Consider the following 17,630-nt stretch of genomic DNA (forward strand, 5'->3'; position numbering starts at 1 on the left):
CCGGCGTGTCCGGAGAGCTATGGGATTGAGTGCTCGGGCTCGGGTTGGGCGTGGTGTTGACGGTAGTGGGCGTGCTCGAGCTCGACGGGTGGGATGTCGCCGGCGGTGCTGTGTAGTCGGCGGTGGTTGAACCAGTCGACGTACTCGAGGGTGGCGATCTCGACTTGCTCGACGGTGCGCCAGGGCGCCCGCGGCTTGATCAGCTCGGTCTTGAACAGTCCGATGGTGGACTCGGCCAGCGCGTTGTCGTAGGCGTCGCCGACCGAGCCGACCGAGGGTGCGGCACCGGCCTCGGCGAGGCGTTCGGTGAAGGCGATCGAGGTGTACTGGGAGCCGGCGTCGGAGTGGTGCACCAGGCCTCCGAGCTCGGTGATGCCTTCCTGCCGGCGGGTCCAGACGGCTTGCTCGAGGGCGTCGAGCACGAGGCTGGTGCGCATCGTGGTGGCGGCGCGCCAGCCGAGGATGCGCCGGGAGTAGGCGTCGAGGACGAAGGCGACGTAGACCATCCCGGACCAGGTCGGGACGTAGGTGAAGTCCGCGACCCACAACCGGTCCGGTGCGGCCGGGTTGAAGCGCCGGCCCACCAGGTCGCGGGCTCGGGCTTGATCGCCGGGGATGGTGGTGCGGATCCGGCGGCCGCGGCGGACTCCGGCCAGGCCCTGGGCGCGCATCAGCCGCTCCACGGTGCAGCGGGCGACCGGGATGTCCTCGCGGTTGAGCTGGGCCCAGACCTTGCGGGCGCCATAGACGCCGTAGTTCTCGGCGTGCACCCGGGCCACCTCGACGCTCAGCTGCTCGTCGCGACATGCCTGGGCGGTGGGCTCGGCCGCAAGAGCCTTGCGGGCCTCGTAGTAGGTGGACGGGGCGATGGACACACCGAGCTCGCCGAGCACGGTGCAGATCGACTCGACGCCCCACCGCCGGCCCGCACTGCTGCGGGCGGCGTGCTCGTCAATGAACTTCACGAGCGTCGCGGTGGCCGGTCGATCTCGGCCGCGAAGAAAGCCGAGGCCGCCTTCAGGATGTCGTTGGCCCGCTTGAGCTCGGCGTTCTCCCGGCGCAGCCGCTTGAGCTCGTCAGACTCCTCGCTCGTCGCGCCTGGGCGCACACCACCGTCGATCTCAGCCTGACGGACCCACTTGCGCACCGTCTCCCCGGTGCCCACCCCGAGCTTCTCGGCGACCGCGTTCATCGCCGCCCACGGCGACTCGTAGTCCGCCCGAACCTCGGCGACCATGCGCACCGCCCGCTCCCGCAACTCCGGCGGATAGGGCGGCTGGGACCGACGTGTCATGACCAGATCTCCTCAGACGATCAGGTCTCCGGACACGCCGGGGCGGTTCAGTTCATTGAGCTGGTTGAAGCCTCGTTCGACGACGTTGCGGCGCCGGTAGCGCGCTGAGTTGAAGCCGACCGGTCGTCCACCGCGGGAGCCGCGGCGGGCACGGTTGGCGGCTGGTCGCGGGGTTCGGGGATGGTGTGGGCGATGCCGCGGCGGCGCAGCAGCTCGCGGTTGGCCCGTGAGCTGCCCCGCCGGTCCACGTCGCCCGCGGACCCGCCCTGACTACGTGCAGGGCGACAAGGGCTACGACGTCGAGGGAAACACCGACCGTCGCGCTCCAGAGCCGCAGCAGGACGGTGAGCCCCGCGGCACTCATGACCCCGACGACAGCGACATCGAGCCGGATGCGTCCGGGACGACGGTCCAGCACCGCGCGTAGCGCCGCCTCCAGGCCCGGCGCGGTGAACGCGTCGACGTCGCCGGTCACCGCGACCCGCACTGTCGCCGGACATCGTCTCGTGCTCTCCGACCGCGATCCGCATGCCACTCCCCGGCGTCCGGCGCCGGGCCGTCGGAGTTCGGCCGGTGGCCACGGGAGTTGGACGCCGCGCGGTCGAGCTCCTCTCACACACCCCCAGCGCCGACGGGCATGGGCGGCGTCGAGATCAAATGAAGACGTCGTCGATGACCACGGAGACGGTGACGGGACGGAGCCCGGTCACCGTCGCGATCTGGCGGGCGACATCGGCACGGATACGTTCGCCGAGGGTCACAAGATCGACCCCGTATTGGGCTGCGAGGGTGATCTCGACGGCGGTGCTGCGGCCTGCCACCCCGGCCACGACCCGGGGCTTGTCGTCTCGAGCCGGACCTTCGACGCGCGCATCGGTCATCGGATCGTCCGACCGATCCTCGTCGTCAGCCTCGGGGTCGCCGGGAGCGACTGCCCCGGGGTCGACGATCTTGCCAAGGGCGACCCGCACGCCCTCGGCGTCCTCGGCGGTCTCGCGGGCGGTCACGACGACGACGCGGGCGGAGATGCGCGTGGTGCCGTCAGGTCCGGGGATGCTGGCGAAGGTGGGGTCGGACGTGGTGCCGCGGAGGCCGCGGAGGGTCTCGTCGAGCAACGTGTCCGGGGCCTTCACGTCGTCGGCGGCCAGCTCCCGGACCGGGGTCCAGAGCCGGTCATACTCGGCCAGCGCGGCCTGGCAGTGCGGACACTGTTCTTGGTGAGTGGTGCGGTCGGATGCGGTTCCCGCCGAGACCTGGTCGAGCAGCCGGTCGATCGGCGCGCCGCACGGCAGCCGGTCGGTGTCCGGCTGTTCGTCGCCCTCGTAGGGGCGCGCGGGCGGCGTGGTCATGACCAGTCCTGCAGATCGTCGACGAGCTGGCGGCGCGCCCGGTAGATGCGGCCGCGCACCTTGGGTTCGGAAAGGTTGAGGATGGCCGCCACCTCCCGATAGCTCAATCCTTCCATTTCGTGGAGCACCAGCGGCGAGCGCAACGGACCCGGTAGACGAGCCAGTGCGTCAGCGGTGGCCTCGACCCGCTGGCGGGCGAGCACAGCGTTTTCTGGGCCCGGGGTGCTGGGGTCGTCGCCCTCGCTCAGAGGACGCGTTGGCCGATGTCGGCGCTGATGGCTGATGCAGCGGTTGACCACGATCCGGTAGAGCCACGTCGTGAAGGCCGACGCTCCGGAGAACCCGGCAATCACGCTCCACACCTGGATCACGACCTCCTGGGTCACGTCCTCGGCATCTTCGCGACTGCCGAGCATCCGCAGCGCAATCCGGTAGATCCGGTCGCGGTGGCGCCGGATCAGGACCTCCATAGCCTGCGGATCACCGCTGCTCGCCTTGTCGACCAACCACTGGTCGGCTTGCGTGTCGAGGCCTCCGACGCCGTCGGGGGACATCTGCTCCGAGCTACCGGTGGCCCCGATCAACTGGTCGTCCGCGTCCGACGAGCCCGTGGGGCGGGTGAGGCTCGAGAGCGAGGACCCGGACGGCGAGGACGGACCGTCGTTCATCGACCGAGGAGCCCTTCCGCTCGTCCGTGCCACGAGATCGAGCTGATGCGACCCAGCCGGCGCCCTCTAGCTGCCCTGCAGGCGCAAGAGGTCCTGCGCAAGGCCAGTGCCCGCGCCGCTATTGCAGCAGGCCCCGAAGGGTTGTGGCGCAGCGCACACTCTTCGCGCGTGAGCCCCCTTCGCTGACGACGTCCAACGTTCGTGTCCGCCGCATGCGGACCGCCGCGGCAGCCGACCGTTCAACGTCGCGCTGTGTCCTCGTCCAGCCTCAGGCGAGCCGCGCCGTGACCCCACCGCTGTGCCGGCCAGGGTTGCGGAGCCCAGATGCATCGACCGCACGGCCGCCGTCCTCGCACGGGCCATGCGGATATCTAGGAGTTGGTTCGGCTATGGCCGTCAACGTCAGCGACCCTCGTGAACTCAGCGGCGCCACTGTCACCGGCAGCCACGGGGAGAAGCTCGGCAAGGTCGACACGGTGTACCTCGACAACGAGACCGAGCGCCCCGAGTGGGCCGCGGTGAAGACCGGCCTGTTCGGTAGCCACGTCTCGCTGGTCCCCCTGGCCTCCGCCCAGTACCAGGGCGGGTCGCTGCAGGTGCCCTTCACCAAGGACGACGTCCAGCACGCCCCGCATCACGACCCGGGTCAGGAGCTGTCGGTCGAGCAGGAGAAGGAGCTGTTCGACCACTACGGCATCGAGTACGCCGGCGACACCGCCACCGCGCGCACCGAGGCCACCCCGACCGGTGGCGAGCAGGACGGCGACTCGTCCGCATCGACCGTCAGCGCCACCGGACCTGAGACCCACGACCAGTCCCGGCAGACCCAGGGCGAGCGATCTGGGCAGCAGGAGCACCCAGGCGCCGTCGGCCACGACACGTCAGGACCGACCACCGACGAGGCGATGACGCGCTCCGAGGAGGAGCTGCGCGTCGGCACCGAGACCCGGGAACGTGGCCGCGCCCGCCTGCGCAAGTACGTGGTCACCGAGCAGCAGACCCAGACCGTGCCGGTGTCCCGTGAAGAGGTCCGCGTTGAGCGGGAGCCGATCACCGAGCAGAACGCACCCGCCGCGCACGACGGGCCGGCCATCTCCGAGGAGGAGCACGAGGTCGTCCTGCACGAGGAACGCCCCGTGGTCGCCAAGGAGGCCGTGGCCAAGGAGCGCGTCCGTCTCGACACGGAGACCCAGCGGTCCGAGGAGCAGGTCTCCGACGAGGTCCGCAAGGAACAGATCGAGGCCGACGACAGCAGCGCAGGCCGCGACTCCGGGTCCGGACAGACCCGTCGCTGAGACCGACGCGGGATGGCGGCGTCTTCCCGACGCCGCCATCCCCCCAGCCGAGAAGTTCGTCAAGGAGTAGAGAACAAATGATCGTCAACCAGGCCGCCCCCGGCGGTGGCGGGTTCAACATCCTCCAGAGCCTGCAGGGCGCGTTCACCACCCTGCTGAACTACGTGCCGAACGTGATCGGCGCCCTGCTCGTCCTGATCATCGGCTACATCATCGCCCGGCTCATCCGAGCCGGGATCAGCCGTCTGCTGCGCAAGGTCCGCGTCGACGACAAGCTCACCCACGGCTCCGGCGGCGAGTACGTCGCCCGGTTCTCCCCGCGGGGCAAGCCCTCCCAGCTCGTCGGGCTGGTCGTGCAGTACGTGCTGATGGTCTTCGTGATCGTCTCCGCGGTCGGCACGCTGAACATCCCCGCGGTGTCGGCGTTCATGACGCTGGTGCTGTCGTACCTGCCCAACGTCATCGCCGCGCTGCTGATCTTCCTGGTCGCCGCCGCGATCGCCGCCGCCGTCGGCGGCCTGGTGCACCGCACCATGGGCGACACCCCGACCGGGCGCGTTGTCCGGTCCGCGGCCCCGACGCTGGTCATGGCGATCGCCGTGTTCATGATCCTCAACCAGCTCGGGATCGCGGAGACGATCGTCACCGCGACCTATATCGCCCTCATCGGGGCGGTCGCGCTCGGCTCGGCGCTGGCCTTCGGTCTCGGTGGCCGCGACGCCGCCGCCGACCTGATCAACTCCGGGTACCGCAAGGCCCAGGACCAGTCCGACCAGGTCCGCGCCGACATGCAGGCCGGCCAGCAACGCGCCCGGGCCGAGGCGCAGCAGTACACCCAGCAGTACTCGCCCAGCGATGGATCGGGCGCTGACGGCGGCGGGGCCCACGCCGCGGGCAACGCCGAGCAGAAGACCATCCGAGTGACCCAGCCCGACGACTCCTACAGCCAGCCCGGCACAACCCCGCGGGGCAACCGGCAGCGCTGATCACCAAGCCTCCTCCCTGCCCGAGCAGGGGGAGGTCGACAGCGCCCCGGCACCTCCTCGCGAGGCCGGGGCGCTGTTGTGTCTCAGCCCCTTTAGCCGAACCCACTTGCGCACCGGCCCGCTCACGGCGCTCTGCCCGATAGGGCGCGGGGACCGACGTGTCATGCCCCCGGAGCCTCCACCGGACCCCGGTGCGCTTGACATCGCCGGTCTGGCCGCGCGCCGCCCCGAATAGATGATGCCGGCAGATCAAGTGCCGTGACGTGCCACTCCGCGGTGTCCGATGGTGCTCACGCCACCGCGAACAGGCGCGAGGTCCCGCCGGTCCGCGTGGTGCGTGTGCGCCAGGCGGAAGACCACCCCCGGTTCAAACAACGAGATCAACGGACGCCACCGGCACCAGCGGTCGGTACAAGGGCACCAGCACCAACAACGCGTGCCATCGCGTGACCCATCGACCGCCTAGACCAACTCGCCCCTCACGGTCCCCGACGGGGCACTGCTGCTACCGCGAGACCGCCCCAGCTGCTCGCCAACAAGGACCGGAGCGAAGCTGAGATGGCCCGTAACAAGAAGTGCGCCGTCGCCGACGACATCTCGGGGCCCGCCGCAGCGAGCGAGGGCGCGGTACGGGCGCGAGAGGCAGGTCACGATGCAGCTGTCGGTGTCGGTCCACGCGCTCACCGGCATGCTCGCGGTCGGATGGAGTGAGCCCGGCCGTGCCCTACCGGAAGAAGTACGAGTCGTGGAATACGACGTTGGCGAGCTCGTAGCCGAAGGCATATCCGCGAGACTCACCAGCGCCACGACGTGCACAGCGGTCTCGTCCATCGATCTCGACGAACTCGTCGCCCACGCGGAATCGATCGTTCGGTGGCGATCCGCCGCTCCAGATCAAGCCCGGCCGCCGAGACAGACCCAGGAGACAGAGCGCGGCCCGTCGACATAGAAACCGGCTACCGGTCAGCGCGTGGGGTGAGGGCGAAGTGGGCGGCGACGGCGGCCGCGACGCGGAGGGCGACGGGGGCGAGCGCCCGCGATCGCCGCGGATGTGGGAACAGGCGGCCCGCGCCGCGCAGCGCTTGTGCACGACCCGATCCGCGATCCGGCGCCGCAGTTCCCCGGCCCGCTACCCCCGGGCTACGAGAGCTCGGTGAGCCGCCCCGACGTCACCGACCACCCGCTCCAGAGCCGGCTGTTGTGCAGCGGTGCCCTCGAGGAGCGGCTTCCCCTCGATCAGCGGCCGGAGGATCAGCGGCCAGGTCGTCGGGGCGGCGGTCGGGGCGCAGCCCCCGCCAGGAGGAGCGGGCAAGACCCCGTCGCCGGACCAGGACTGGAAGCGGCGAGCGCCATGTGACGCAGGCGGCTCGTGGCGACAGCGGGGCGGAGGTGCTGTGCTTCCCACGAGGTGGCGCGGTTTCTTGTCCGTCGGTCGGTGAGCGAGTAGGCACGGTAGGTGATGGCCAACTCGCAGCCCAAGCAGGAAGCCGACGGCATCGGGGACCAGGTCGCAGGCGATCTGGCACGGACGCTTGACGAGGCCGCGCGGGGCTTGATCGAACGCGGCGAGGAGGGCGTCGAGCACACGCTCGAGCTGATCGTGCGGGGCGCGATCGACACGGTTCCCCATGTCGAGCAGGCCGGCGTCTCGCTCGTCGAGCGCCGTGGAACCGTGGAGTCGCACGCGCCGAGCTCCGAGGTGGTGCGTGATCTCGACCGGTTGCAGAGCGAGCTGCAGGAAGGCCCATGCCTCGACGCGATCTGGCACGAGCAGCGGACGCTCATCCAGGACATGGCTGCGGCAAGTGAGCGGTGGTCGCGCTGGGCCCCGGCCGCCGCGGAGCGCGGGATCCAGTCCCTGATCTCGTTCCAGCTCTTCGCCAACACGGGCAGCGCCGGCGCGCTGAACATGTACTCCGGCACGGCGAAGGTGTTCGACGATGACACGGCCGAGATCGGGGCGCTGTTCGCCTCCCAGGCCGCGCTCGTGCTGCACGGCGCCCAGCGCATGGCCGGGTTGAACATCGCGCTGTCGAGCCGGGACGTCATCGGTCAGGCCAAGGGCATCCTCATGGAGCGCTTCGACCTCGGCCAAGACCAGGCGTTCGCCATGCTCGTCAGGTCCTCCCAGCACACGAACATGAAGCTGGTGGACGTCGCGACGTGGCTCGCCGAGGAGAAGGAGAAGAATCGGAAGCGGCGCCCCTGACGTCGTGAGCGTCGCGCGGAGGGCCTGGCGGTCCAAAGTGCCAGGACGTGGGCTGTACGGGGTGGTTTACGGGTGAGCGACCTTGACGATCCCCGCGGTCGTCGAGCTCCGACGTGGTCCACCAACTGGCGCCGTCGTGAGCAGCTCCCGCGAAGGACGATCCGTCTTCCGGAGGGAAGCTCGTCACCGGGATGCGAGGACACGTTGGCTGACCTGGGCGAACTGCGCGAGGCCGTGGCGCTCGCGCTGCGCGGGCCCGATCCCGTCGAGGCGCTGCGCGTCGTCTGTCGCTCGACGGCGGAGGCGTTGCCGGTCGACGGCGCCGCGATCTCCACGATGACCGGCACGCAGCACCGGGAGACGCTGTGCGCGAGTGACCAGGCCGCCGACGGGCTCGAGGAGATCCAGTTCACTCTGGGGGAGGGACCCTGCTTCGAGGCGTTTGACGCCGGGGTGCCCGTCCTGGTCCCCGATCTCGACACCGCATCCGGATCCCGCTGGCCGATCTACGCCTCACGCGTGGTGGAGCAATCTCGCGCGCGTGCGGTGTTCGTGTTCCCGCTGATCTTCGGGTCGCTGCGCGTCGGCACCATGAGCACCTACCGCACCGCGCCAGGACCGCTCGACACCGAAACCCTCGCAGCGGCAGGCGAGCTGGCCGCAACCGCAACCCTGGTCCTTCTGAGTCTCCAGGACCCGGTCGGTACCGCAGCCCGGCTCCAACGCGAGGCCTCGACCGGATCCCTCGGGGTGCGGGTGTCCCCGCACGAGCAGGTCCACATCGCCGCCGGCGTGGTCGCCGAACAGCTCGGCCTACCTCCAGACGCGGCGTTCGACCGGATGCGCGGGCACGCCTTCGTGCAGAGCCGACTGCTCATCGACGTCGCTGCCGACATCCTGGCCCACCGGCTGCGCCTCGACGGGCCACCGCCCGAGCAGCCCCCCACCTCTCCCACCGCGTCGGAGGGGTGAAGCCGGCGCGGCGCACCCTCGACCCGGGCCTTTCCGGCCCGCCGACAGGCAGCCGTCTACTGCTCGGCGACCTCGTACAGCTGCAGTCGGACCCCCTGGCGGCGCGGGGTACTGATCCCCACCCACAGCGACTCCCCCGACCGGGTCCCCGCCGCGGACCCACAGGGTGGGCCCGGGCGCATTGGCGGGCCTTCTGGACGGCGGGCTCAGGCCGGCCGGGCTCGGCGCAGCGGATGCACCAGAGGTCCCAGGTGATCAGCCCGGCGAACGTCGCGAGCATCATCGCCTCGGACACGCCGACCATCACCGGGACCAACAGCAGGGACACCAACGGCACCCGCACGATCGACTCGAGCAGCAGCCCGCCACCCCAGACCACCGTGCTGAGCCGGTCCCGTGGCGGACCTCGGGCTCCGCGACGTACTCGGCCGCAAGCTGGGCGGCCCGCGTGAGTTCGAAGCTCTGCTTACCCGCCGAGCGAGGGCGGGTGGCGCCACAGTCGCATCGGCATGCCGACGACGAGGTTCACCCCGGCGGGTAGCGGCGCTCGTTCGCCTGGACCTGGTTAGCCTCCGCCTCGAGCTGCACGAAAGGCCCTCCCAATATTGCTCAGTGTTCCCGCACAGCGGCGCCACAGGCGCCGGGCGTCCACGGTTCGTCCGTCGCTGCCGTCACTGGTGCGTCGCGATTGGAAGGGGGCGATGATCGTGACCCCGCGCCCGCCCATGTCCGCGGTCCAGTTCTCCACCGCATGCGGTTTCCGAGAACTTCGGCGGCGCGCCGATCCGCTTCGCCGACCCAAGCCGCGTAGACGCGCAGCGTTGTCGCGCCACCCCCGCCGTGTCCGAGACGGCCCGCGACCGTTCTCAGGTCGACGCCAGCGGTCAAGAGCTCGGTGGCCGAGTAGTGCCGAAGCGCGTGGAAATGGCTGTCGATCCCTAGTCTGCGGCACATATCGCTGTACCGATGGCTGACCCGGTCGGGGTCCGCAGGCGCGTCGTGCAACGGACGATGCGAGAATACGAAGGCACTGGCCGACGGCTCGGCGGCAAGCTCCGCAGACCGCTCCTCATAGCGCTGGCGATGTTCCAACAGAACGACGACGGTCTCGGCGTCGAGCGCGAGGCGCCGCATCTGATGTGTCTTGGTGTCTTTCTCGAACCCTCGCCCTCCGGATCGAACGTAGTTCCGTCGAATAGCGACCAGTCCCGACACCAGGTCGACGTCCGACCAGCGAAGTGCGAGAACCTCTGCTCGCCGCATCCCGGTCACCATGACCAACCACACCAGTGTCGCCCAGTCAGCGTCCTCCGACCAGGCTGCTTCGAGGATGCGTCCGGCTTCATCGACGCTCGGCGGCTGGGGCTGCGGCGCCCGCTGCTTGGGCTTGCGGGCGATCTCTGCAGGATTAGAGCGAATCCACCCCCATCGGACAGCCGCCGCCAGTGCGGCGCTGAGAATCCAGTGCACCTGACGAATGGAGGACGAGGCCATCGGCGTGCAGCGATGCGCAGGGCACTCGATCACGGTGCAACCGGCCGTCGAGCAGTCGTGCGGCTCCTTTCCCGGGCGGTCCGGCCGGCGCTTGTGGCGGACGGACTTGCACTCGTGAGCGGCAGTCGTCCGGTGGTCGACCGACGGCAAGCCATCCCGGCAACGCCGCCGGCAACGACGAAGCTCGGCGTAGAACTCTTCCAGCACCTGGGCGCTGACGTTGCCGATCGGAACCTCACCGAGGGCGGGCGCGATCGTGCGGCGGACGTATCCGCGATAGCCCTCGAGGGTCGTCTCCTCGGCCTCGTGCGTCCGTAGCCAGGCCTCGAGGGCAGTCCCGAGGGTGGCCCGTGTCCTGGCGTTGCTCTCGCTGTCGACTTGGGCAACGAGCTGCTTCCGGAGGCGCTCGGCCTCGCGTGCATCTCTCGCGCTGTCGGTGAGGTAGTGCCTCCGACCGGTGAGCGGGTCGACACCTGCGTAGACGCTGACCTGGTACGAGTTGCCACGCTTGCGGATCGTGCCGCGTTGGCGACGCTCCCCGGTCTTAGCCACGAGCCAGGATCGTACTCGCAGTCAAACCCGCAGTCATTGGTCGACTCCGGAGCTGTCCTGCACCACATATTCCCTACTCAGGATGGGTGGGCCCCGTGGGACTCGAACCCACAACCAACGGATTAAAAGTCCGATGCTCTGCCCATTGAGCTAGAGGCCCGGCCGGTGTGGCCGGGGACGATCCTAGGGCTCGGCAGCGAGCCGGACCTCAGAGGCGGGCGGCGGTCCGGGGGCGGGCGAGGGCCGGGCGGACGAGCACGACGCCGACGATCGTCGCCACGATCACCACCACGAGCACGATCTGGACGCCCGCCGACACCCCGTCGATGAAGGCCGGGACGGCGAAGAGGGCGGAGATCACCCGGAGCACGACGGCCACCCACATCGCTGCGCGCGAACCCCGCGCGGCCCAGACGGCGAGGGCGACGAGGGTCGCGAGGCCGAAGACGAGCGCGAGAGGGTCGGCGAAGGCCGGCGCGCCGGGCGGCGCGGGCAGGAGCCACGGGCTCAGGGCGTCCAGCAGGCCGAGCACCCCGAGGACGACGGCGCCGATGTCGGCGGTGCGCTGGCGCATGGCGTTCCTCTCTCGATCGACGGGCCCGGTGACCCGCCGTCCACCCGGAGCGTCCGCCCCGCGACCGCCCCGGTCTGCCGTAGTGCCCTACGGCATCTCGCGACTCGTCACCCCTCTCGTTGGTCCGTCCGGCGCAACCACTGCTCCGCTCGGCGACCGCCACGCGCGGAGAACGACAGGCGGTCGGAGAGCCGTCGACACCCCGCCCGGCGCAGCCCGACGTCCCCGAACGGGTGAGGCGCGGTCACCGCGCCACGGCCCGTCGGAACATCGTCGCTGGTCAGCGGCTCGCGCCGTCGCCACCCGAACGGGCCGGGCGCGACACGCCGGGACGACGCGCAGTCAATGCCGATGACGGTGGGTACTCGCCCGTCACCGTCGAGTCACTGTCGTGCTCCGGCCGGGAAACGAGTACCAAACACACAACGCCGGAGGGAGCCCCCGCCGGCGGGCACGACCGGTGCGGCGGGATCGAGCGCTCCCCGGCAACACAGCTCCTCCCCACCGCGCGCCGCACGGTTCCCCCGTGGGCCCCGACCGCAGGGAGAGGAGGCCTCGACGTGTCGATGGCCGTCGTCATGTCCGAGATGCCCGACGTCTGGCGCAGGGTGCTCGCCGAGCACGTGCCCGACGGGTACCAGAACTGCCGCGCCTGCTTCCACGCCGGTGGCCGCGCGAGCTGGCCGTGCCAGACCTACCGCATCGCCCAGGAGGCGAAGTGGGTCGCGGAGGGCGGCCTGCCCGGTACCGGGCCCCACGGTCCCGGCCCGAGCCGCACGCGCCTCAGCCCCCCGGAGCCGCTACCCGTCAGCGGGCACGCCGCACCGGACGGCTTCGCGAGGCGCCACAGCGACCCGCTGGGCGACCCCGACCCCCTGGGCGGGCCCCTGCCGCCGAGCCACCCGAGCACCGGTGGCTGGGCGTCGTCGTCGGTGCCCGCGGGCTTCGACCTCGACGAGCGCCCGCTGGCCGGCGACCCGCGCGCCGACCACGTCGGCCACGCCCCCACGAGCACGGGCGAGCGGCCCTACGGCTCGACCTTCGACGCGCCGTACGGCGCCTCGTTCGGCGTCGACGACCGGCCCTACGCCCGCCGGTGACCACCCTGTCGTAGAGACAGGAAGGCCCCCGGAGCGATCTCCCGACCATCCGGCGCTGCCGGTTGGTCGGGCCCCGACTGGACGAGGGTCAGGGGCTCCGGGGGCTGGTGTCCTGCCTGGATTCGCTGGCCGCCCTGCCGCGGGCTCTCCGCCCGCGGACCGGCCATTCCACGGCCTTCGAGCAGCTAGCTGACGGACACCTCACGAGTCCTGTCGTTCATCAACGCTGGACCACCTCCTCTCCCGTGTACCTCCACGCTAAGCGCGCGGCGATCACCCCGCAAACGGCTTCCGTCACACCGCTTGACGCGCAACCCGATGGTTCCCTATCGTCGGACAGGTAACCAGATGGTTGCGTGATCGGAGCGGTGATGGACGAGGTGTTCCGCGCGCTCGCCGACCCCAGTCGGCGGGCCCTGCTCGACGCGCTGCACGCCCGCGGCGGGCAGTCACTGCGCGAGCTCGGGGAGGGGCTGGCGATGACGCGCCAGGCCGTCGCCAAGCACCTCGGCGTGCTCGAGGTGGCGGGGCTCGTCGTCACGTCCTGGCACGGGCGCGAGAAGCACCACCACCTCAACGCCGCCCCGATCAACGACGTCGCCGACCGGTGGATCCGGCGGTACGACCGGGCGCGGGCGCAGACCCTCGCCGACCTCCGACAGGCTCTCGAGGAGAACGACGTGTCCGACGACTTCGTCTACGTCAGCTACATCCGTACGACCTCGGAGAAGCTGTGGCAGGCGCTCACCGACCCCGCGTTCATCACCCGCTACTACGGCGGCGGGGGGCCGACGTCGGACTGGGGTGAGGGGTCGCCGGTGTACTGGTCGATGGGCGGCGAGGAGCCGCACGACTGGGACCAGCACGTCCTGGAGGCCGACCCGCCGCGGCGTCTGTCGTACACCTGGCACAACTACCAGCCCGAGATGCAGGAGATGTTCGGCTGGAGCGACGAGCAGTTGGCCGAGATGCAGCAGGAGAAGCGCTCGAAGGTCACGTTCGACATCGAGCCGGCGGGCAGCGCGGTGAAGCTGACCGTCACCCACGACGACTTCGCGCCCGACAGCGTGATGCGCGAGGGCGTCTCGCAGGGCTGGCCCGGAATCCTGTCGAACCTCAAGTCGCTGCTGGAGACCGGCGAGGTCGCGGTCGAGGGATGATCGTGGCGGATTTCCAAGCGGTGAACGCCAGCGTGGCCCCCACGCTGGCTCAGCCGCGGGTGCGCCAGGCGGCGAGGTCGTCGGCGCCGCGGGTGTTGACGATCCGCTCTACCGGCACCTCGCACTCCTCGGCGCGCTCGCAGCCGAACGGCTGCCAGTCGAGCTGGCCCGGCGCGTGGGCGTCGGTGTCGACGACGAACTCGCAGCCCGAGGCCAGGGCCTGGCGCAGCAGTGAACGCGGGGGATCGAGGCGCTCCGGGCGCGAGTTGATCTCGACGGCGACCCCGTTCTCGATGCAGGCGTCGAACACCGCCTCGGCGTCGAAGGTCGACGGCGGGCGGGTCCCGCGGCCGCCCGTGACGAGCCGGCCCGTGCAGTGCCCGAGCACGTCGACCAGCGGGTGCGACACGCCCGCCACCATGCGCGCGGTCATCACGTCGCTCGGCGCCCGGAGCTTCGAGTGCACGCTGGCGACGACGAGGTCGAGCTCCTCGAGCAGGTCGTCGGGGGCGTCGATGTCGCCGTCCTCGAGGATGTCGACCTCGATGCCGCGCAGCAGGCGGAACGGTGCCAGCTCCTCGTTCACCGCCGCGATGACGTCGAACTGCCGGCGCCGGCGCTCCGGGGTGAGGCCGTTGGCGACGGTCAGGTTCTCGGAGTGGTCGGTGAGCACCATCCACTCGTGACCGAGGTCGCGGGCGGTGCGCGCCATCTCGAGGATGTCGCTGCCGCCGTCGGACCACGTCGAGTGGGTGTGGCAGTCGCCGCGCAGGGCGGCGCGGATCCCCGTGCCGCCGGCGACGGGCTCGGTGTGGCGGCCCTCGAGGTCGGCGAGCGTGGTCGACGTGCCGCCGTCGAGGACCTCCGTCACCACCGCGGCCGTCTTCTTCCCGACGCCCTTGAGGTTGGTCAGCGTGCCGGCGCGGGCGCGGCTCGCGACCTCGTCGGGGTCCAGCTCGGCCAGGCGGTCGGCGGCCGAGCGGTAGGCCTTCACCCGATAGGTCTCGGCGCGCTCACGCTCGAGGTAGAAGGCCACGGCACGCAGTGCGGCGATCGGGTCACCGTCGACGGGGAGCACGGTCACGTGGTCAGGGATACCCCACCCGAGGCGGCCGTGGGCCGCACCACGACGGACAATCGACGGCGAGCACTGTGATGGAGGTGGTCTGCTCGTGCGGGTGACCGGAGTCGGGCACGCGGGGATGCGGTTCGAGACGACCGGCGGGAGCGTCCTGTGCGACCCGTGGGTCAACCCCACGTTCTTCGCGTCGTGGGTGCCGTTCCCGGACAACACGCAGCTGGACTGGGACGCCCTGGGCGACTGCGACTACCTCTACGTGTCGCACCTGCACCGCGACCACTTCGACGCGGAGCACCTGCGCGTCCACGTCTCGAAGGACGCGCGGGTCCTGCTGCCGGACTACCCCACCGACGAGCTCGAGCAGGAGCTGCGCGAGCTGGGGTTCCGGCACTTCGTGCGCACCGAGAGCGGCGTGCCGCAGGAGCTTGACGGCGGCCTGCGATTCATGATCACGTCGCTGAAGGGCCCGGGCGACGGGCCCATCGGCGATTCGGCGATCTCGCTGGACGACGGCACGGCGCGCATCGTCAACCAGAACGACGCGCACCCGCTGGACATCCCGCAGCTGCTGGAGTTCGGCGCCTACGACGCGCACTTCACGCAGTTCTCGGGCGCGATCTGGTGGCCGATGGTCTACGACCTGCCCAAGGCCGCGAAGCGGGAGTTCGCCCGCCGCAAGCGCGTCGGCCAGGAGGACCGGGCGATGCGCTACATCCGCGAGGTCGGGGCGCCGCACGTGTTCCCGACCGCGGGCCCGCCCTGCTTCCTCGACGACGAGCTGTTCAAGTGGAACGGCCTGGGCTACGAGGGCGTCGAGGGCGAGTCGATCTTCACCGACCAGTGGGAGTTCCTGGGGCGGATGCGGGAGCTCGGCCACGACGGCGGCCACCTGCTGCTGCCCGGGACCACCGCGGAGATCGGCCACGGCACCGTCGAGGACCTGACGCACCCGATGTCCGACGCCGACATCGAGACGATCTTCGGGGACAAGGAGCGCTACCTGCGCGACTTCGCCGAGCGCGCCCGGCCGGCGATCGAGGCGCAGAAGGCGCGCTGGGCCGCGCCGCAGCCGGACATCCTGCGCCAGCTCAAGGAGTGGATCGAGCCGCTGATGAAGCGCGCCGACCACATGTGCGACGGCATCGGGGGCGCGGTCCGCATGGACCTGCACGGCATGCCGGCGGACACCCCGGGCGTCGACGAGGACGGCACGCTGTCGCTGGCGTTCGACTTCGCCGCCCGCGAGATCCGCGTCTACAACGGTGAGCAGGCCCGCTACCGCTGGGGCGTGCCGGCGACGCTGGTGCAGACCAACATCGCCACCGGCGAGGTCGACTGGTCGAACTCGCTGTTCCTGTCGGTGCGCTTCACCGCGACGCGCGTCGGCCAGTACAACGAGTACCTCTACACGTTCTTCAAGTGTCTGTCCGAGGAGCGGATGGACTACGTGGAGAACTGGTACGACGCGCAGAACGACGACGGCCGCGACATCGAGCTCGACGGCTGGCGCGTCCAGGCCCGCTGCCCGCACCTGTCGGCGGACCTGTCGAAGTTCGGCGCCGTCGACGGCGACGTGCTCACCTGCACGCTGCACAACTGGAAGTTCAACCTCGCCACCGGCCGGTGCCTGACGTCGGCAGGCCACGAGATCCGGGCCGAGAAGCTGGGAGAGTAGGGATCGTGCTGCGCATCGGTCCCCTCGAGCTGCCGACGCCGGTCGTGCTCGCCCCGATGGCGGGCATCACCAACGTCGCCTTCCGCCGCCTGTGCCGCGAGCAGGGCGCGGGGCTCTACGTCTGCGAGATGATCACGGCGCGGGCGCTGGTGGAGAAGCACCCCGGCACCGCCGAGATGATCGCCTTCGACGCCGACGAGTCGCCGCGCTCGATGCAGCTCTACGGCGTCGACCCCGTGACGATCGGGCGCGCGGTGGACCGCATCGTCGACGAGGACCTCGCGGACCACGTCGACCTCAACTTCGGCTGCCCGGTCCCCAAGGTGACGCGCCGGGGCGGGGGCGCGGCGCTGCCCTACAAGCGGCGGCTCTTCGCCTCGATCGTCCGGGCCGCCGTCACCGCGGCCGGGCGCAACGGGAGGCAGCTGCCGCTGACGGTGAAGATGCGCATCGGCATCGACGACGACCACGTGACGTTCCTCGACGCCGGGCGCCTCGCCGCCGAGGAGGGCGCGGCGGCGGTGGCCCTGCACGCGCGCACGGCAGCGCAGCGCTACTCGGGACACGCCGACTGGGACCGCATCGCCGCGCTGCGCGACGCCGTGCCCGCGGGGGTCCCGGTGCTCGGGAACGGCGACATCTTCGCCGCGACCGACGCCGTCGCCATGATGGAGAAGACCGGCTGCGACGGCGTCGTCGTCGGGCGCGGGTGCCTGGGCCGGCCGTGGCTGTTCGGCGAGCTGGAGGCCGCGCTCGCGGGCCGGCCGATCCCGACGCCGCCCACGCTCGGCGAGGTCGCCGGCGTGATGCGCCGCCACGTGGAGCTGCTCATCGCCCACCACGGCGAGCGCAAGGGCGTCCGCGACTCCCGCAAGCACATGTCCTGGTACCTGCACGGCTTCGCGGTGGGCTCGGAGCTGCGCCGCGAGCTCGGGATGATCGACGGGCTCGAGCGCCTCGACGAGCTGCTCGCCCAACTCGACCACGATCTGCCGTTCCCCGCCGACGCCGACGGCCCCCGCGGCCGCCAGGGCTCGCCGGGCCACGTGACCCTGCCCGAGGGCTGGCTCGACGACCCCGAGGACGACACCGTGCCCGCCGGCGCGGACGTCATGCACTCCGGCGGCTGACCGCTACGCTTCGTACTCGTCGGACCGGGACCCCGACGTCCCGTCACCGGCCGCGATCTCCCCCCGCCGCAGGACCACCGTCGCGGGCGAC

Annotated in this window: 14 protein-coding genes and 1 tRNA gene; 8 read left to right on the top strand and 7 right to left on the bottom strand. The window is 71.0% G+C overall.

Features of this window, described 5'->3' with window-relative positions:
- Positions 1 to 17 precede the first annotated feature (17 nt).
- From ACQPX6_RS28585 to ACQPX6_RS28595, 3 genes are all read right to left on the bottom strand, one after another.
- Positions 18 to 1,294, bottom strand: a protein-coding gene (locus tag ACQPX6_RS28585; protein WP_433782182.1) for an IS3 family transposase whose coding sequence is annotated in 2 segments (ribosomal slippage) — positions 18 to 1,006 and positions 1,006 to 1,294 — 1,278 coding nt in all. Because the reading frame shifts where the segments join, the coding sequence is not laid out codon by codon here.
- Between the two features lie 653 nt (positions 1,295 to 1,947).
- Positions 1,948 to 2,643 (bottom strand): Asp23/Gls24 family envelope stress response protein, encoded by a 696-nt coding sequence (locus ACQPX6_RS28590; protein ID WP_433784151.1) that lies wholly within the window; start codon positions 2,641 to 2,643, stop codon positions 1,948 to 1,950.
- Positions 2,640 to 3,311, bottom strand: a complete 672-nt coding sequence (locus tag ACQPX6_RS28595) for an RNA polymerase sigma factor (RefSeq protein ID WP_433784153.1) — start codon at positions 3,309 to 3,311, stop codon at positions 2,640 to 2,642. The genes ACQPX6_RS28590 and ACQPX6_RS28595 overlap by 4 nt, the downstream gene beginning before the upstream one ends.
- 389 nt (positions 3,312 to 3,700) lie before the next feature.
- On the opposite strand from ACQPX6_RS28595, the gene ACQPX6_RS28600 reads away from it, so the two are divergent.
- The 4 genes from ACQPX6_RS28600 to ACQPX6_RS28615 all read left to right on the top strand — a co-directional run bounded on the left by ACQPX6_RS28600 (position 3,701) and on the right by ACQPX6_RS28615 (position 8,773).
- The gene (locus ACQPX6_RS28600; RefSeq protein WP_433784155.1) at positions 3,701 to 4,606 is read left to right on the top strand and encodes a DUF2382 domain-containing protein; all 906 of its coding nucleotides are present in this window, start codon (positions 3,701 to 3,703) and stop codon (positions 4,604 to 4,606) included.
- Between the two features lie 77 nt (positions 4,607 to 4,683).
- Positions 4,684 to 5,592: a mechanosensitive ion channel family protein gene (locus ACQPX6_RS28605; protein WP_433784156.1), complete on the top strand. Its 909-nt coding sequence runs from the start codon at positions 4,684 to 4,686 to the stop codon at positions 5,590 to 5,592.
- Between the two features lie 1,459 nt (positions 5,593 to 7,051).
- On the top strand, positions 7,052 to 7,801 hold the full coding sequence (locus tag ACQPX6_RS28610) for a GAF and ANTAR domain-containing protein (protein WP_433784158.1): 750 nt from the start codon (positions 7,052 to 7,054) through the stop codon (positions 7,799 to 7,801).
- Between the two features lie 204 nt (positions 7,802 to 8,005).
- Positions 8,006 to 8,773: a GAF domain-containing protein gene (locus ACQPX6_RS28615; RefSeq protein ID WP_433784159.1), complete on the top strand. Its 768-nt coding sequence runs from the start codon at positions 8,006 to 8,008 to the stop codon at positions 8,771 to 8,773.
- A gap of 609 nt (positions 8,774 to 9,382) precedes the next feature.
- On the opposite strand, the gene ACQPX6_RS28620 is transcribed toward ACQPX6_RS28615, so the two are convergent.
- From ACQPX6_RS28620 to ACQPX6_RS28630, 3 genes are all read right to left on the bottom strand, one after another.
- Positions 9,383 to 10,819: a tyrosine-type recombinase/integrase gene (locus ACQPX6_RS28620; protein WP_433784160.1), complete on the bottom strand. Its 1,437-nt coding sequence runs from the start codon at positions 10,817 to 10,819 to the stop codon at positions 9,383 to 9,385.
- A gap of 87 nt (positions 10,820 to 10,906) precedes the next feature.
- Positions 10,907 to 10,979, bottom strand: a tRNA-Lys gene (locus ACQPX6_RS28625).
- Between the two features lie 48 nt (positions 10,980 to 11,027).
- Positions 11,028 to 11,393: a hypothetical protein gene (locus ACQPX6_RS28630; RefSeq protein ID WP_433784161.1), complete on the bottom strand. Its 366-nt coding sequence runs from the start codon at positions 11,391 to 11,393 to the stop codon at positions 11,028 to 11,030.
- Positions 11,394 to 11,953: 560 nt separating this feature from the next.
- On the opposite strand from ACQPX6_RS28630, the gene ACQPX6_RS28635 reads away from it, so the two are divergent.
- Both ACQPX6_RS28635 and ACQPX6_RS28640 read left to right on the top strand, forming a co-directional pair.
- Complete coding sequence (locus ACQPX6_RS28635) at positions 11,954 to 12,493, top strand: hypothetical protein (RefSeq protein ID WP_433784162.1); 540 nt, start codon at positions 11,954 to 11,956, stop codon at positions 12,491 to 12,493.
- A gap of 371 nt (positions 12,494 to 12,864) precedes the next feature.
- Positions 12,865 to 13,653 (top strand): ArsR/SmtB family transcription factor, encoded by a 789-nt coding sequence (locus ACQPX6_RS28640; protein WP_433788388.1) that lies wholly within the window; start codon positions 12,865 to 12,867, stop codon positions 13,651 to 13,653.
- A gap of 49 nt (positions 13,654 to 13,702) precedes the next feature.
- On the opposite strand, the gene ACQPX6_RS28645 is transcribed toward ACQPX6_RS28640, so the two are convergent.
- Complete coding sequence (locus ACQPX6_RS28645) at positions 13,703 to 14,737, bottom strand: PHP domain-containing protein (protein WP_433784164.1); 1,035 nt, start codon at positions 14,735 to 14,737, stop codon at positions 13,703 to 13,705.
- A gap of 88 nt (positions 14,738 to 14,825) precedes the next feature.
- Between ACQPX6_RS28645 and ACQPX6_RS28650 the strand changes: the two genes are divergently transcribed.
- Both ACQPX6_RS28650 and dusB read left to right on the top strand, forming a co-directional pair.
- Positions 14,826 to 16,409, top strand: coding sequence for a Rieske 2Fe-2S domain-containing protein (locus ACQPX6_RS28650; RefSeq protein ID WP_433784165.1), 1,584 nt, complete (start codon positions 14,826 to 14,828; stop codon positions 16,407 to 16,409).
- 5 nt (positions 16,410 to 16,414) lie between these two features.
- Positions 16,415 to 17,539, top strand: coding sequence for a tRNA dihydrouridine synthase DusB (gene dusB / locus ACQPX6_RS28655; protein ID WP_433784167.1), 1,125 nt, complete (start codon positions 16,415 to 16,417; stop codon positions 17,537 to 17,539).
- The last annotated feature ends 91 nt before the right edge of the window (positions 17,540 to 17,630 follow it).

Source organism: Actinomycetospora sp. CA-101289 (assembly GCF_050955895.1).
Taxonomy (GTDB): domain Bacteria; phylum Actinomycetota; class Actinomycetes; order Mycobacteriales; family Pseudonocardiaceae; genus Actinomycetospora.

Bases quoted from the DNA above. Each gene is read 5' to 3' on its own strand.
- ACQPX6_RS28590 (WP_433784151.1), bottom strand. From the start codon at position 2,643: ATGACCACGCCGCCCGCGCGCCCCTACGAGGGCGACGAACAGCCGGAC.
- ACQPX6_RS28595 (WP_433784153.1), bottom strand. From the start codon at position 3,311: ATGAACGACGGTCCGTCCTCGCCGTCCGGGTCCTCGCTCTCGAGCCTC.
- ACQPX6_RS28600 (WP_433784155.1), top strand. From the start codon at position 3,701: ATGGCCGTCAACGTCAGCGACCCTCGTGAACTCAGCGGCGCCACTGTC.
- ACQPX6_RS28605 (WP_433784156.1), top strand. From the start codon at position 4,684: ATGATCGTCAACCAGGCCGCCCCCGGCGGTGGCGGGTTCAACATCCTC.
- ACQPX6_RS28610 (WP_433784158.1), top strand. From the start codon at position 7,052: ATGGCCAACTCGCAGCCCAAGCAGGAAGCCGACGGCATCGGGGACCAG.
- ACQPX6_RS28630 (WP_433784161.1), bottom strand. From the start codon at position 11,393: ATGCGCCAGCGCACCGCCGACATCGGCGCCGTCGTCCTCGGGGTGCTC.
- ACQPX6_RS28640 (WP_433788388.1), top strand. From the start codon at position 12,865: ATGGACGAGGTGTTCCGCGCGCTCGCCGACCCCAGTCGGCGGGCCCTG.